The following is a 16,333-nucleotide window of genomic DNA, read 5'->3' on the forward strand; positions in this document are numbered from 1 at the left end:
TGCGACCCCAGAATCACGAATTACCGATCAATCCCAGTAAATACAATCTGTTGAGTTTTTTAGCCGTAAAGACGGCGAAAAAAACCTGTGACTGGCGTCAAAAGCCTGACTTTTTGTTATAGGATAGCCGGCGACGGTCCATTCCCTTCTTCGGAATTTCTGAAAATGAACAAACAAGTCACTGGCCTTGACGTTGAGCAAGGCTTGCTTGGGCGTGTGTTTAAGCTCAAGCAACATGGCACTACGGCGCGTACGGAAACGATTGCCGGTATTACGACCTTTTTGACCATGGTGTATATCGTGTTCGTTAACCCCCAGATTTTGGGTGCGGCGGGTATGGATACGCAGGCGGTGTTTGTAACAACCTGCCTGATTGCCGCTTTCGGCAGTATTTTTATGGGGCTGCTGGCGAACCTGCCGGTGGCGCTGGCGCCGGCGATGGGCCTCAATGCGTTCTTCGCCTTCGTGGTCGTGGGCGCAATGGGCATTTCATGGCAGGTAGGCATGGGGGCCATCTTCTGGGGTGCGGTCGGTTTATTGCTGCTGACTATTTTCCGCGTCCGCTACTGGATGATTGCCAATATTCCCATGAGCCTGCGGGTGGGCATTACCAGTGGTATCGGCCTGTTTATCGGCATGATGGGGCTGAAAAATGCCGGCATCGTGGTGGCTAACCCGGATACGCTGGTGACCATAGGCAACCTGACCTCGCACAACGTGCTGCTGGGCGCGCTGGGCTTCTTTATTATTGCCGTGCTGTCCTCACGTAATTTCCATGCGGCGGTGCTGGTTTCTATCGTGGTAACTACCTTGATCGGCTGGGCGCTGGGCGATGTGAAATACGGCGGCGTGTTCTCTATGCCACCTAACATTACTTCCGTCGTGGGTCAGGTCGATCTGGCGGGGGCGCTAAACATTGGCCTGGCGGGGGTGATCTTCTCCTTTATGCTGGTGAACCTGTTCGACTCCTCCGGCACCCTGATTGGCGTGACCGACAAGGCAGGGCTGACCGACGCAACGGGCAAGTTCCCGCGCATGAAGCAGGCGTTGTACGTGGACAGCATCAGTTCAGTGGCCGGTTCGTTTGTCGGTACCTCTTCCGTTACCGCCTACATTGAAAGCTCCGCCGGGGTTTCCGTTGGCGGCCGTACCGGCCTGACCGCCGTGGTTACCGGTATTCTGTTCCTGTTGGTGATTTTCCTGTCGCCATTGGCGGGTATGGTGCCGGCTTACGCTGCTGCCGGCGCGTTGATCTACGTGGGCGTGCTGATGACATCCAGCCTGGCGCGGGTGAAATGGGATGATCTGACCGAAGCAGTGCCGGCGTTTGTGACCGCGGTAATGATGCCGTTCAGTTTCTCAATTACCGAAGGTATCGCACTCGGCTTTATCTCCTACTGCGTGATGAAGTTGGGTACCGGTCGCTGGCGTGAGATCAGCCCATGCGTGGTGGTGGTTGCGCTGCTGTTTGTGCTGAAGATTGTCTTTGTCGACGGTCACTGATACCAAAGAACAGGGCCGACAAATGTCGGCCCTCTGGCATCAGGCTCCCGGCGTGGCGTCGGGCGCCTGATGCAACATCCATTGTAAAGGCCGTTTAAAACGTGCCTGCCAGCCGCCATCAGGGGTTTCACCCTGGGCAAAATGCAGTGCCTCCACCTGATTATTCTCACTGAACAGATTGGCAAAGTGCATTGCCAATGCCTGATCGCTGAAGTTTTGCCGTTCGTAGTAGGCCACCACCAACCGCTTATGGGTTGCTAATGATTGCTGCGCCTGCTTTATCTCGCCGTTTGGGGCAATCAGCAGCGCACCGGCATAAAGTTGCGGGTATTTGGCCAACAGATTAGCGGCATGTAACGCCCCTTGCCCGCGAGCAGCAAGGTAGATCTGCTGCGGGTTGAGTTTTAATTCCGCGGTTAATGACTGCAGGGCCCGCTGAATTGCGCTCTGGGTGCTTTCGTCGCTGTAATTTGACCAGCGGAAACTGTTTTCCGACAGCATCTGGGTGCCGTTGATCTCTATATAGGCGACGCCTATCTCGCTAAAGAACAAGCGTTCTTCAGGCGTGATACTGGCGTTCTTGCCATAGGGGTGCAGATAGACCACCGTTGGCCAGCCTTCGGGTGGGGGTGTGCCGTCCGGAATGGCGTAGCTGGCTTTGCCCTCGAACCAATGAGCGTGTTGCAGATAACGGGCTTTGGTTACCGCCAGAATCGACTGATAGGTGCTGCCGTGCTGGATATTGTTGAAGGCATCGTCCTCCAGCAGATTGTAGTAATACCATAACCCGCGGTCGGCACTCAGTTGCAGATAGCGTTCTGCCAGCTCGGTCTGGCCCTTTTCCGCTGAGGAGGCCGCCAGTTGGTAAGGGGCCCATATGTTACGGCCATCCTCACGCATCAGCGTCAGATACAACGACATGGCCGCGATCTTTTTATCCTCCTGGCTGTGGGCGGTACGCGGTAATTGGGTGCTGAGTGGGCTATGTACCGGTAGCTCGATCGGCTCTTCTCCGGCGGGATAATGCATTTCTGTGGCTAATAGTGGTCTGGTGATGAAAGCCATGAATATGGCTAAAATGAAAAAATACATAATTTAATGGCTTTATTTTTAATGGGTTGGCGGTAGCTCTCTCAAAATCATGACGCCATCAGCCAGGGTTGCACTGAAGGCGTCAAAAAGACATTTATTTCAGACGACGAATATAGTCGCTGAACGCCGATAGCTGCCCGGTCAGAAAGTCCAGCGTGCCCTGGTCATTCAATTCTTCCGTCTGCGCATCCACTTTGTTCTGGATCACGCCGCCCATAAATTCCGGTTTGTTCATTACCATCGCGTCAAGGAACACCAGGATCTGGCGCAGATGATACTGGCAGCGTGCGCCGCCAATCGGTCCCATTGAGCTGGTCTGAATGGCCACCGATTTACCCGCTAACGGCTGATTCGGCAGGCGGGATAGCCAGTCGATAGCGTTCTTTAATCCGCCTGGTACCGAATAGTTATATTCCGGGGTCACGATGATCACGCCATCAGCCTGACGAATTTGCTCGGCAATGGCTTCCACCGCTGCAGGGAAACCTTCTTCCTGTTGCATATCGGCATCGTACAGCGGGATATCACGGATGGAGGGGAGTGCTTCAATGGTGACGCCTTGTGGCGCAAGACCGGGTAAGGCGCGGGCTACCATCGCGTTGTAAGAGCCTTTACGCAAACTGCCGAGCAAGGTGACGATTTTTAATGCTTGGTCTGACATGGTGATTCTCCCTTTCGAATGAACAGATTCAGCTTGGAACACCAGAAGATAGTAGGGCAAAGGGGCGAATGAGAATAGATGATTACTGAATATTTAGCTGACTTTGCAGTTTTATGCAGAAATTTATCCGTTAAAGAAAGTTTTATCTTACAGATTCGCCATAAATCGCCGATGTCAGCGGTGGAGCGCCAGACTGGTTAATTTCACAAAACGGAGGGAGCTGGCGGGGGTTCGCGGGGAGATTTCGCCGTGCTTGTGCAGGCCTTTACAGGTTTCATATTGCCAACAGATTAAACGCTCCAGGCTGGGTTCACGTGCGCAAGCCCAACTCAGGTATTCGTCGGCATCGCTCATCACATGAACCTGGGGGGTGATGCTGGAGCGCAAATGGCCGGAAAAAGGGTGCAGCAGCAGCGTCGATTGCCCGCTGTTACCCAGGCCGGAAAGCTTCAGCACGCTCTGGCGAATGCTCCACAGTTGGGTTGCTGCCTCCAGCCGGTCGTACTGTGCGCTGATCCAGGCGTTTTCTGCCGGCGTTTGGTATTGGTGTTGCAGCTCTCGATGTTGCCCGGCACGGGCACGCATGACCTCGATATCCAACCCTACCTTGCCTTCCTCACTGAGTAAAACCCCCACCGTGTCGCTGGCATAGGCCAGGCTGAAATCGGGCAGGTGATTATCGACGAAACAGGGGCGTCCGGTGGGGGTGGTGGCGAGAGCCGGCAATGTCGACAGCCCATAAAGATAAAACATCATTTCAGCGAGCAGGATGCGTCCCTGCAGGAAACGCTGGCGACGTTTAATGGAAAAAGCAGCGGTTGCAGCAACTACGTCGGCGGATAATCTCCGGGTATCCAGTGCGGTGGATGTGGGGATCCATCGGGCAAAATGACATGCCATTATTCACTCCATAACCGAGGGGCGCTAAAAATGCTGGGGAGTTAGATTAAGCATAAGTTGAGGATTTATCATTAAAAAACAGTATGCGTTTTATCCTATTTATCTGGATAAGCAATATCATTGTCCGGAGGGGCATCACTCCACCATTGGATCATTGATGCGTTCGGCGCCAGATCAAAATGGGGTTTGCCGAGCAGGTGATTGAGGATGCGGGCCGAGCGCCAGGCCATCAGGCTGAGTCCTCCTTCTGCGCTGCCGTGGCTATGTATTCCGGCATTCACCGCATAAATGCGATTCTGCTCAGGCCCCTGCCACTCAAGGTTAAAATCCGGCTGTAGCGGCAAGCGCTGTTTGTCGTCGAAAGGAATGCGTGACAGCAGCGGTTTGAGGCAGGACGGCAGCGAAGGGCGGTAACCTGTCGCTAAAATGACGACGTCGGCATGAAATCCTTCCTGGCGATTCTCCAAACCGTGGCGGGTACGCAGCTGATAGCCCCTGTCCGTCGGTTCGATCGCCAGCAGCGTTCGGTGTGGTAAAAGACGGACGTTACGCGGCTGGTGCATTACATCGAAACGCATGTACAACTCACGGTACAGCGTACGCAGCGTATGATTACTGATGCCGTCTGCAGGTAACTTCTGAGCCCGGATTTCGCGTTCGCGGATCTCCTGTGGCAGCGTATAAAAATAGTCGACGTATTCAGGGGTGAAATATTCATTGGTGAAGGCGGACTCGTCCAGCGGCTGGAAGTTAGGGCGGCGGGAAATCCAGTCCAGCTGTGCGGCTTCCCCCCAATGGCCGCGTAGCGCGTTCAGGAAAATATCTGCACCACTTTGGCCTCCCCCGACAACGGTTACCCGTTTACCGGTCAGATCCGGGTTGCGAATGGCGATTTCGGCGGCATGCAGGCAGTTTTCACCCAGTGCAGGGTAAAACTCCTCCGGCAGCCAGGGATCGTGGCCGGTACCCAGGCAAATATTCTTCGCCCACAAAGTCTGGTTGATGGTGCGGACCTCGAACAGCTGCTTGTCATCGTCAAAATCAATACTTTCAACCGACTGTGAAAACTGTAGCCCATCTAATCTATCGCAGGCCCAGCTCAGGTAGTCGGAGAACTCTTCACGGCTGATAATTTGCTGTTCGGTGATCAAAAATCGATAAATTTTTTTCTGCTCGACCAGATAGTTGATAAAGGAGAATTGGCTACGTGGTGTTACCGCCGTAACCAGGTCCTGCAGTACATAGGTCTGCATATAGGCGGAAGGCAGCAGCATGCCGGGATGCCAACGGAAGCTGGCGTTTCGATCGAGAAAGGTATAATTGAGAGCGCCACTTTCATAGGCCAGGGCGGCCAGACTGAGGTTGAAGGGGCCAAGGCCGACACCCAGTAGATCCAGTGGTTCATTCATTTTTTCTTATCTCTCCCGACAGAGGTTACAGAGATAAGCTTAGGTGAGTTTTCGCAAGCTGGGGGCAGAAAGCGGGCGTTGCTATGACGCCCGCTATCAATTACTTGCCGATACAGAAGCTGGAGAAAATGCGTCCCAGCAGGTCATCGGAGGTAAATTCACCGGTGATTTCACTCAGCGCTTGCTGCGCCAGGCGTAATTCCTCGGCCAATAGCTCCCCCGCGTAAGCGCTCACTAACTGTTCTTTGCCCTCAACCAGATGCTGGGCCGCTTGCTCAAGCGCCTGCAGGTGGCGACGGCGGGCCAGGAAGCCGCCTTCCATATTGCTGGTAAAGCCCATGCTCTGCTTCAGGTGGTCACGTAACAGGTCAATGCCTTCGCCGGTACGCGCCGACAGGCGAATAAGTGAGTGACCATTTACTTCGGTCATACCCAGCGTCTCACCGGTGATATCGGCTTTATTGCGCACCACGGTGATCGGCAAGCGGTGCGGCAGACGCGCCATAAATTCTGGCCAGATCTCTGCCGGCTCGGTGGCAGCGGTGGTGGTGCCATCGACCATAAACAGCACGCGATCCGCCTGTTCGATCTCATTCCATGCACGTTCGATACCGATGCGCTCAACTTCGTCGATGGCTTCACGCAGGCCGGCAGTGTCGATGATGTGCAATGGCATGCCGTCGATGTGAATATGTTCGCGCAGAACATCGCGGGTGGTGCCGGCGATATCGGTAACAATGGCTGCCTCGCGGCCGGCCAATGCGTTCAGCAGGCTGGATTTACCGGCGTTTGGCCGCCCGGCGATCACCACCTTCATCCCTTCACGCAGCAGGCTGCCCTGACGCGCTTCGGCGCGTACGCTGTCCAGATCGGCCATCACGCCGTTGAGCTGCGCTTCGATTTTACCGTCAGACAGGAAGTCGATTTCTTCATCGGGGAAGTCGATGGCCGCTTCCACGTAGATCCGCAGGTGAGTAAGTGCTTCCACAAGCTGGTGGATGCGGGTGGAAAAAGCCCCCTGCAACGAGTTCATGGCTGAGCGTGCCGCTTGCTCGGAACTGGCATCGATCAGGTCGGCAATCGCCTCGGCCTGCGCCAGATCCAGCTTGTCGTTGAGGAATGCGCGTTCGGAAAACTCGCCGGGCCGCGCGATACGCATGCCTGGCAGCGCCAACACGCGTTTGAGCAGCAGATCGAGGATCACTGGCCCGCCATGGCCTTGCAGTTCCAGCACGTCTTCGCCGGTAAACGAGTTAGGGCCTGGGAACCACAGTGCGATGCCCTGATCCAGGGTGGCACCTGCGGCATCACGGAATGGCAGGTAATCGGCGTAACGCGGCTTGGGAAGTTTGCCGAGCAGGGCCTGGGCGACGTCTTTGGCGCCACGGCCAGAAATACGCAGAATGCCGACGCCGCCGCGTCCCGGCGGGGTGGCTTGGGCTACGATGGTATCGGTGGTGCTCATAGTGATTCTCTCTGACAATTCAATATGCAAAAAGGCGGTCTAATGACCGCCTCTTATCTATCGCTGCAAGGGTTCAGCGCGCCGGACCCCTACAATACGCTTAGGTCTTTTTCTTGTCGCGGCTGTGTAAGCCACGTTTTTCCAGGCCGCGGTAAATCAACTGCTGCTGGAGGATGGTCACCAGGTTACTGACGATGTAGTACAGCACCAGACCTGACGGGAACCACAGGAAGAACACTGTGAAGATCACCGGCATGAAGGTCATGATTTTCTGCTGCATCGGGTCAGTCACGGTGGTCGGCGACATCTTCTGAATGAAGAACATCGTCACGCCCATCAGGATTGGCAAGATGTAGTACGGGTCTTGCGCCGACAGGTCGTGGATCCACAGAGCGAACGGCGCATGGCGCAGCTCAACCGAGCCCATCAACATGTAGTACAGCGCCAGGAAGATTGGCATCTGGATAACCAGCGGCAGACAACCCCCCAACGGATTCACTTTCTCAGACTTGTACAGCGCCATCATTTCCTGGCTCATGCGCTGTTTGTCATCACCGATACGCTCACGCATCGCCTGCAGTTTTGGCTGCAGCATACGCATTTTCGCCATCGAGGTGTACTGCGCTTTGGTCAGCGGGTACATGATGCCGCGCACGATGAAGGTGATGATGATAATTGAGAAGCCCCAGTTACCGATAAAGCCGTGGATGAACTTCAGCAGTTTGAACAGCGGCTGGGAAATGAACCACAACCAACCGTAATCCACGGTCAGGTCCAGGTGCGGCGCCAGTTGGGCCATCTGATCCTGCAGCTCCGGGCCAACCCACAGGGTGGCGTTCAGTTGCTGCTGCGCACCAGGCTGCACCACGACCGGGGTCGATTTGAAGCCGATGGTAGACAGGTTGTCGCCAGGCTTGGCGGTATAGAAGGTATTGCTACCCTGAGTTGCCGGTACCCAGGCGGTGGCGAAGTATTGTTGCAGCATTGCAACCCAACCGCCCTGCGTGGTCACGCTCAGGTTCTCGTCCTTATCGAACGCATACTTCTGATATTTGTCATCGCTGGAAGAGTACGCCGCACCACGGAAGGTGTGCAGGGCGAAGTTGTTGCTGCCGGTGTCACGGTGCTTAGGCAGCTCGGTGGTCTGCTTCAGTTGGCCGAACAGAGTCAGTTCCAGCGGAGTGGTGCTTTTGTTGTCGACGTTGTAGTCAACGCCAACCGCGTAATGGTTACGCTTGAGCACGAAAGTCTTGGTGTAGATTGCACCGTCTTTACCGGTAAAGGTCAGCGGGATACGCAGCTCTTCCTGGCCTTCCGGCAGGGTGTAGCTGTCCTGCGCCGCCTGGAACAGAGGACGTTCGCCGTTTGCCGGGTTATCCGGACCGTTTCTGCCGGTCAGGCCACTTTGTGCCTGATAAACAAATGCCGGTGTGGTTTCCAGCAGCTGGAATGGCGTCGATGAACCCAGAGTGTCCGGGTAGGCCAACAGTTTAGCCTGCTCGATATCACCACCACGGGTGTTGATGGTCAGCGACAGCACGTCAGTGTTTACGGTAATCAGTTTACCTTGGCCACTGGCTGGAACTGCTGAGCTTGCGGCATCACCGGTAGCAGGGTTCGAAGTCTGTTGCGTGGTCTGCGCGACTGGTTGCGGAGCGTTGTCCGTTTGCCAGGCTTGCCAGATCATGAAAGACACGAACAGCAGAGCGATGAGGAGAAGATTGCGTTGCGAATCCATCGTTAGTGTTCTCTGTTATCGTCGGGTTTCGGCGGCACGGGATCATTGCCACCTGGGTTCAAGGGGTGGCATTTTAATACGCGTTTCAATGCTAACCAACTGCCTTTTATCATGCCAAACCTGCTTAATGCCTCAATTGCGTAATGAGAGCATGTCGGCTGGAAGCGACAACGAGGCCCAAGCAGCGGACTGATGACGAGCTGGTAAGCCCGCACCAGCCCGATCAGGATGCGGGAGCCTGGCGACAGTGGCGACGCCATAATTTTTCCAAAGCTTCCGTCAGTGCACGGTTATCCAAATCCGCTATCCCTTTTTTGGCCACCACGACAAAATCCATCGCCGGTAACTCGTGCTGAAGTAAACGGAAGCTTTCGCGGGTTAGGCGTTTGATCCGGTTGCGTTCATGCGCGCGTTTGACGTGTTTTTTGGCGACGGTAAGACCGATGCGGGGATGCCCCAGCTGGTTCAGGCGGCCGAGGATGGTGATTTGCGGCGTGCCAGCCCGTTGTGGCTGCTGGAAGACGAAAGTGAAGTGAGTGGGAGTTAACAAACGTAACTCCCTGGGAAAAGCGAGCTTAACCACTCAGCGGGTTAGCTTTTATTACTTAGAAACAGTCAGACGAGAACGGCCTTTCGCACGACGGCGGGCCAGAACTTGACGACCATTTTTGGTGGCCATACGAGCACGGAAACCGTGGCTACGGTTACGCTTCAATACGGACGGTTGGAAAGTGCGTTTCATGGCGATTTCTACCTAAACTTAAAATAATTACTGATCAGTAAACGCGTTTGGCTATTCGGCGTGAAGACGACCGACGCCTCAATCGCAATATATAAAGAGGCGGGATTGTAATAATTGTACAGTCCTGAGTCAATTCACATTGCGCTAGCCTACCTGGTTGTCTGCCAATTCGGAGTAAAATCCGGTATTGGCCCGTGGTCACCGCAGAATCCTGTCCGGTTAATGACACACCATTTAGGAACCAGGTACACACGTAGGGCGAAGATTATACGGACTCGGGGGTAAATCGCAAGGATCCCGATGCGATCCTTGGGGGGAAAGCCAAGGATCCGGCGTGGATAACAGGGTATAACCGGTTGACAATGTAAAAAATACCTTTCCGCAGGCGGGTTTTTGCCTGCAATTTAGCGAGGCTGGCGAAAAGATCGCCGCAGACCGGGGCCTGTGGATAAAATGGATCTAATCTGTGATGAAGAGGAGGATCTCTTGCGCGGATTGCGCTATGATCCGTCATTCCGATCGCGATCTCTCAAGCGGGGATCGTGAGGGACATAAACCGTGAAAGGCGGTTCGCATCCCCCACAGGCAAACAGCCGATGCCGGGTATGTGTCAAAAATCATGAGTTATAAAAAAATTAGCCTGATTCTTTTCTTTTATTGATCTTGTTCGAGTGGAGTCCGCCGTGTCACTTTCGCTTTGGCAGCAGTGTCTTGCCCGATTGCAGGATGAGTTACCTGCCACAGAATTTAGTATGTGGATACGCCCATTGCAGGCGGAACTGAGTGACAACACCCTGGCGCTTTATGCGCCCAATCGTTTTGTGCTGGACTGGGTTCGCGATAAGTACTTAAACAATATCAATGGCCTGTTGAATGATTTCTGCGGTACGGATGCCCCATTGCTGCGTTTTGAAGTGGGCAGTAAACCCCTCTCCCAAATCATCAGCCAGACCGTCACTGCCAGCGTTAGCGCACCCAGTGCGCCAATAGTGCGCGTTGCAGCGCCGTCCCGCCCAAGCTGGGACAACGCTGCGCCGCAGCCTGAGCTTTCTTACCGCTCCAACGTTAACCCCAAGCACACCTTTGATAACTTTGTTGAGGGTAAATCAAACCAGTTGGCGCGCGCGGCGGCCCGTCAGGTGGCGGATAACCCGGGCGGTGCCTATAACCCGTTGTTCCTTTATGGTGGCACCGGTTTGGGTAAAACTCACCTGTTGCACGCGGTGGGTAACGGTATCATGGCTCGCAAGGCCAACGCCAAAGTGGTCTATATGCACTCTGAACGCTTTGTGCAGGACATGGTCAAAGCCTTGCAGAACAATGCCATTGAAGAATTTAAGCGTTATTACCGCTCGGTCGATGCGCTGCTGATCGATGACATCCAATTTTTTGCCAACAAAGAGCGTTCGCAGGAAGAGTTCTTCCATACCTTTAACGCCCTGTTGGAAGGCAATCAGCAGATTATCCTGACCTCAGACCGTTATCCGAAAGAGATTAACGGCGTGGAAGATCGTCTGAAATCCCGCTTCGGTTGGGGGCTGACGGTAGCTATTGAACCGCCGGAGCTGGAAACCCGCGTAGCGATCCTGATGAAAAAGGCCGACGAGAACAATATCCGTCTGCCGGGCGAAGTGGCGTTCTTTATCGCCAAGCGCCTGCGTTCCAACGTGCGTGAGCTCGAAGGGGCGTTGAACCGCGTGATCGCCAACGCAAACTTTACCGGCCGTGCCATTACCATTGATTTCGTGCGTGAAGCGCTGCGCGATCTGCTGGCACTGCAGGAAAAGCTGGTCACCATCGATAATATTCAAAAGACGGTGGCGGAATACTATAAAATTAAAATCGCTGATTTGTTGTCCAAGCGGCGCTCGCGTTCCGTTGCCCGTCCCCGCCAAATGGCGATGGCGCTGGCAAAAGAGCTCACCAACCACAGCCTGCCAGAAATCGGCGATGCGTTTGGTGGCCGCGACCATACCACGGTGTTGCACGCCTGCCGGAAGATCGAGCAGCTGCGTGAGGAAAGTCACGACATCAAAGAAGATTTCTCCAATTTAATCAGAACATTATCTTCCTAGCGCTATGAAATTTATCGTTGAACGTGAGCATCTGCTAAAACCACTGCAACAAGTGAGCAGCCCGCTGGGCGGCCGCCCAACGCTGCCAATTCTGGGTAACCTGCTGTTGCAGGTGACGGAAGGCTGCCTGCTGTTGACCGGCACCGATCTGGAGATGGAGATGGTGGCACGCGTTGCCCTGTCCCAACCTCATGAGGCGGGCGCGACTACCGTCCCCGCGCGTAAACTCTTTGATATCTGCCGTGGCTTGCCCGAAGGGGCCGAGATCACGGTGACGCTGGAAGGCGAGCGTATGCTGGTGCGTTCCGGCCGCAGTCGTTTCTCTCTTTCTACGTTGCCAGCGGTGGATTTCCCGAACCTGGACGACTGGCAGAGCGAAGTTGAATTTTCTCTGCCGCAGGCGACCCTTAAGCGCCTGATCGAAGCCACGCAGTTCTCGATGGCTCATCAGGACGTGCGCTACTACTTAAACGGCATGCTGTTCGAAACCGAAGGTGAAGAACTGCGTACCGTGGCGACCGATGGTCACCGCCTGGCGGTGTGCTCAATGCCGATCGGCCAGCAATTGCCATCGCATTCGGTGATCGTGCCGCGTAAAGGGGTGATGGAACTGGTGCGTCTGCTGGACGGTGGCGATACGCTGCTGCAACTGCAGATCGGCAGTAACAACATTCGCGCCCACGTCGGTGACTTTATCTTCACCTCCAAGCTGGTTGATGGCCGTTTCCCTGACTATCGTCGCGTATTGCCGAAGAACCCGGACAAAACGCTGGAAGCCGGCTGCGATCTGCTCAAGCAGGCGTTTGCTCGTGCGGCCATTTTGTCGAACGAAAAGTTCCGTGGTGTGCGTCTGTATGTCAGCCAAAACCAACTCAAGATCACCGCCAACAACCCTGAACAGGAAGAAGCGGAAGAGATCCTCGATGTCAGCTACGATGGCACCGAGATGGAAATTGGTTTCAACGTCAGCTACGTGCTGGACGTATTGAACGCGCTCAAGTGTGAAGATGTGCGCCTGCTGCTGACCGACTCGGTTTCCAGCGTGCAGATCGAAGACGGTGCCAGTAAGTCTGCTGCCTACGTCGTCATGCCAATGCGGTTGTAGTCTCATTACCTTGAATTACAGCACCGTCATCGGTAAAGAGATTGCATGGCTCTGACGCGTTTACTGATTAAAGATTTCCGCAATATAGAAGCAGCAGATTTGGCGCTGGCGCCGGGATTCAACTTCCTGGTGGGTGCCAATGGCAGCGGAAAGACCAGCGTGCTTGAGGCGGTGTATACCCTTGGGCACGGGCGGGCGTTTCGCAGCCTGCAGGCTGGTCGGGTGATCCGTCACGACCAGCCTGAGTTTATTTTGCACGGCCGTATTGACGGTGCAGAACGTGAAATATCCGTAGGATTAAGCAAGAGCCGTCAGGGGGACAGCAAGGTACGCATCGATGGCAGCGATGGCCACAAAGTGGCTGAACTGGCGCAGCTTTTGCCGATGCAACTGATTACCCCCGAAGGTTTTACCCTGCTAAACGGTGGGCCGAAATTCCGGCGCGCTTTCCTGGACTGGGGCTGTTTTCATAACGAACCCGGTTTTTTCACCGCCTGGAGCAACCTGAAACGGTTACTGAAGCAGCGCAATGCCGCGCTGCGCCAGGTCAGTCGCTATGCGCAGATCCGCGCCTGGGATCAGGAATTGATCCCGTTGGCCGAGCGTATCAGCGAGTGGCGGGCAGCTTACAGCGACGCGATTGCCGCGGATATTACCGCGACATGCGCGCAGTTTTTGCCCGAATTTGCCCTGAGTTTCTCTTTCCAGCGTGGCTGGGACAAAGAGAGCGACTACGGAGAGCTACTGGAGCGTCAGTTTGAGCGCGACAGGGCATTAACCTATACCGCGGTGGGGCCGCATAAAGCGGACTTTCGTATTCGTGCCGACGGCACGCCGGTAGAGGATTTGTTATCGCGCGGTCAGCTTAAACTGCTGATGTGCGCGTTGCGCTTGGCGCAGGGTGAGTTTCTCACCCGGCAGAGCGGGCGGCGTTGCCTGTATCTGATTGATGATTTTGCCTCCGAGCTGGACACCGGCCGTCGCCGGTTGCTGGCCGATCGCCTGAAAGCCACCCAGGCCCAGGTCTTTGTCAGTGCGGTAAGCGCTGAACAAGTGACCGATATGGCCGGTGAAAAGGGCAAGATGTTCCGCGTGGAACAAGGTAAAATAGAGGTTCAACCACAGGACTAAAATGAGCGAGAAACGTTGATGTCGAATTCTTATGACTCCTCAAGTATCAAGGTATTAAAAGGGCTGGACGCGGTGCGTAAGCGCCCGGGCATGTATATCGGCGACACCGATGATGGCACCGGTCTGCACCACATGGTATTCGAGGTTGTGGACAACGCTATCGACGAAGCACTCGCTGGCCACTGTAGTGACATCCAGGTGACCATCCATGCCGACAACTCCGTTTCGGTACAGGATGACGGCCGTGGTATCCCGACCGGTATTCACGAAGAGGAAGGGGTTTCTGCGGCGCAGGTGATCATGACCGTGCTGCATGCCGGCGGCAAATTTGATGACAACTCCTACAAGGTTTCTGGCGGTCTGCACGGCGTAGGGGTTTCTGTTGTTAACGCCCTGTCCGAGAAGCTGGAACTGGTTATCCGTCGCGAAGGCAAGGTGCACGAGCAAACCTACGCCATGGGCGAGCCACTGTCGCCGCTGAAAGTGGTCGGTGAAACCGATCAGACCGGCACTACGGTGCGTTTCTGGCCGAGCTATGAAACCTTCACCAACAATACCGAATTTGAGTACGACATTCTGGCCAAGCGCCTGCGCGAACTCTCATTCCTGAACTCTGGCGTGTCTATCCGCCTGAAAGACAAGCGCACGGATAAAGAAGACCACTTCCACTACGAAGGCGGTATCAAGGCGTTTGTTGAGTACCTGAACAAGAACAAAACCCCGATCCATCCAAACGTGTTCTATTTCTCAACCGTGAAAGACGACATCGGTGTGGAAGTGGCGCTGCAGTGGAACGACGGTTTCCAGGAAAATATCTACTGCTTCACCAACAACATTCCACAGCGTGATGGGGGGACCCACCTGGTCGGTTTCCGTACCGCGATGACCCGTACCCTGAACAGCTACATGGATAAAGAAGGCTACAGCAAAAAAGCCAAAATCAGCGCCACCGGTGACGATGCGCGTGAAGGCCTGATTGCCGTGGTTTCGGTGAAAGTGCCGGATCCGAAGTTCTCTTCTCAGACCAAAGACAAGCTGGTTTCTTCTGAGGTGAAAACCGCGGTTGAAACGCTGATGAACGAGAAGCTGGTCGATTATCTGATGGAAAATCCGGGCGATGCGAAAATTGTCGTCGGTAAAATCATCGATGCAGCACGTGCCCGTGAAGCGGCGCGTAAAGCGCGTGAAATGACCCGTCGTAAAGGCGCATTGGATTTGGCTGGCCTGCCGGGCAAACTGGCAGATTGCCAGGAACGTGACCCGGCGCTGTCTGAACTGTACCTGGTGGAAGGGGACTCAGCGGGCGGCTCTGCCAAGCAGGGGCGTAACCGTAAGAACCAGGCAATCTTGCCGTTGAAAGGTAAAATCCTCAACGTTGAGAAAGCACGCTTCGACAAGATGCTGTCTTCGCAGGAAGTCGCGACGCTGATCACTGCGCTGGGCTGCGGCATTGGCCGCGATGAGTACAACCCGGACAAGCTGCGTTACCACAACATCATCATCATGACCGATGCCGACGTCGATGGTTCGCACATTCGTACGCTGCTGTTGACCTTCTTCTACCGCCAGATGCCGGAAATCATTGAGCGCGGCCACGTGTTCATTGCTCAGCCGCCGCTGTACAAGGTGAAAAAAGGCAAGCAGGAACAGTACATCAAAGATGACGAAGCGATGGATCAGTATCAAATCGCCATCGCGATGGACGGCGCAACCCTGCACACCAACGCCAGCGCACCAGCACTTGCCGGTGAGCCACTGGAAAAACTGGTTGCCGAGCACTACAGCGTGCAGAAGCTGATCGGTCGTATGGAGCGCCGCTACCCGCGTGCACTGCTGAATAACCTGATCTACCAGCCAACGTTGGCAGAGGGCGATCTGAGCGATCAGGCCAAGGTTAAGACCTGGATTGATTCGCTGGTGAAATTGCTGAATGACAAAGAACAGCACGGCAGCAGCTATGACTCGGTGATCTTTGAGAACCGTGAGCGCCAGATGTTTGAGCCGGTACTGCGCATCCGTACCCACGGTGTGGATACCGACTACGCGCTGGACTTCGACTTTATCCACGGCGGCGAATACCGCAAAATCTGCGTGCTGGGTGAAAAACTGCGCGGCCTGATCGAAGAAGATGCCTTCATCGAACGTGGTGAGCGTCGTCAACCCGTTGAAAGCTTCGAGCAGGCATTGGAGTGGCTGGTGAAAGAGTCACGCCGTGGGCTGGCAGTACAGCGTTATAAAGGTCTGGGCGAAATGAACCCGGAGCAGCTGTGGGAAACCACCATGGATCCGGAAAGCCGCCGCATGCTGCGCGTGACCGTGAAGGACGCCATTGCGGCTGACCAACTGTTTACCACCCTGATGGGTGATGCGGTCGAACCTCGTCGTGCCTTTATCGAAGAAAATGCCCTGAAAGCGGCAAACATCGATATCTAACGCATTGATGATTATAAAAATCCGTGCCGGGCAACCCGCACGGATTTTTTTATGTCTTTTGGCCGCTGACACGGTGGGC

14 protein-coding genes are annotated in these 16,333 nt (G+C 54.9%); 5 read left to right on the top strand and 9 right to left on the bottom strand.

The features are described 5' to 3' along the window. The first annotated feature begins 165 nt into the window (after positions 1-165). Positions 166-1,503, top strand: coding sequence for an NCS2 family permease (locus tag E5C26_RS00190; RefSeq protein WP_135314564.1), 1,338 nt, complete (start codon positions 166-168; stop codon positions 1,501-1,503). A gap of 39 nt (positions 1,504-1,542) precedes the next feature. On the opposite strand, the gene E5C26_RS00195 is transcribed toward E5C26_RS00190, so the two are convergent. From E5C26_RS00195 to rpmH, 9 genes are all read right to left on the bottom strand, one after another. After that, positions 1,543-2,595, bottom strand: a complete 1,053-nt coding sequence (locus E5C26_RS00195) for a hypothetical protein (protein ID WP_135314565.1) — start codon at positions 2,593-2,595, stop codon at positions 1,543-1,545. 94 nt (positions 2,596-2,689) lie between these two features. After that, a complete protein-coding gene (locus E5C26_RS00200; RefSeq protein WP_135314566.1) occupies positions 2,690-3,256 on the bottom strand; it encodes an NADPH-dependent FMN reductase in 567 nt (188 codons plus the stop codon). 174 nt (positions 3,257-3,430) lie between these two features. Next, on the bottom strand, positions 3,431-4,156 hold the full coding sequence (locus tag E5C26_RS00205; RefSeq protein WP_135314567.1) for a 4'-phosphopantetheinyl transferase family protein: 726 nt from the start codon (positions 4,154-4,156) through the stop codon (positions 3,431-3,433). 95 nt (positions 4,157-4,251) lie between these two features. Next, a complete protein-coding gene (locus E5C26_RS00210) occupies positions 4,252-5,565 on the bottom strand; it encodes a lysine N(6)-hydroxylase/L-ornithine N(5)-oxygenase family protein (RefSeq protein ID WP_135314568.1) in 1,314 nt (437 codons plus the stop codon). Between the two features lie 100 nt (positions 5,566-5,665). Then, positions 5,666-7,030: a tRNA uridine-5-carboxymethylaminomethyl(34) synthesis GTPase MnmE gene (mnmE, locus tag E5C26_RS00215; protein ID WP_135314569.1), complete on the bottom strand. Its 1,365-nt coding sequence runs from the start codon at positions 7,028-7,030 to the stop codon at positions 5,666-5,668. A 100-nt stretch (positions 7,031-7,130) separates the two neighbouring features. Then, a complete protein-coding gene (gene yidC, locus E5C26_RS00220) occupies positions 7,131-8,768 on the bottom strand; it encodes a membrane protein insertase YidC (protein ID WP_135314570.1) in 1,638 nt (545 codons plus the stop codon). Between the two features lie 2 nt (positions 8,769-8,770). Next, complete coding sequence (gene yidD / locus E5C26_RS00225; RefSeq protein ID WP_135314571.1) at positions 8,771-9,028, bottom strand: membrane protein insertion efficiency factor YidD; 258 nt, start codon at positions 9,026-9,028, stop codon at positions 8,771-8,773. After that, complete coding sequence (gene rnpA / locus E5C26_RS00230) at positions 8,992-9,351, bottom strand: ribonuclease P protein component (RefSeq protein ID WP_025123954.1); 360 nt, start codon at positions 9,349-9,351, stop codon at positions 8,992-8,994. Before rnpA ends, yidD begins: the two co-directional genes overlap by 37 nt. Positions 9,352-9,369: 18 nt before the next feature. Continuing rightward, positions 9,370-9,510 carry a 50S ribosomal protein L34 gene (rpmH, locus tag E5C26_RS00235; RefSeq protein ID WP_003849659.1) on the bottom strand — a complete coding sequence of 47 codons (141 nt, stop codon included), beginning with the start codon at positions 9,508-9,510 and terminating at the stop codon, positions 9,370-9,372. A 683-nt stretch (positions 9,511-10,193) separates the two neighbouring features. Between rpmH and dnaA the strand changes: the two genes are divergently transcribed. Genes dnaA through gyrB form a run of 4 tightly spaced genes read left to right on the top strand, consistent with a single transcriptional unit; the run spans position 10,194 to position 16,254 of the window. Then, positions 10,194-11,585, top strand: coding sequence for a chromosomal replication initiator protein DnaA (dnaA, locus tag E5C26_RS00245; RefSeq protein WP_012004506.1), 1,392 nt, complete (start codon positions 10,194-10,196; stop codon positions 11,583-11,585). 4 nt (positions 11,586-11,589) lie between these two features. After that, positions 11,590-12,690: a DNA polymerase III subunit beta gene (gene dnaN, locus E5C26_RS00250; protein ID WP_012004507.1), complete on the top strand. Its 1,101-nt coding sequence runs from the start codon at positions 11,590-11,592 to the stop codon at positions 12,688-12,690. Positions 12,691-12,735: 45 nt separating this feature from the next. Further along, positions 12,736-13,821, top strand: coding sequence for a DNA replication/repair protein RecF (recF, locus tag E5C26_RS00255; protein ID WP_012004508.1), 1,086 nt, complete (start codon positions 12,736-12,738; stop codon positions 13,819-13,821). An 18-nt stretch (positions 13,822-13,839) separates the two neighbouring features. Continuing rightward, a complete protein-coding gene (gene gyrB, locus E5C26_RS00260) occupies positions 13,840-16,254 on the top strand; it encodes a DNA topoisomerase (ATP-hydrolyzing) subunit B (RefSeq protein WP_135314573.1) in 2,415 nt (804 codons plus the stop codon). Positions 16,255-16,333 lie beyond the last annotated feature (79 nt).

The organism is Serratia proteamaculans, assembly GCF_004684015.1.
Lineage (GTDB): Bacteria > Pseudomonadota > Gammaproteobacteria > Enterobacterales > Enterobacteriaceae > Serratia > Serratia proteamaculans_F.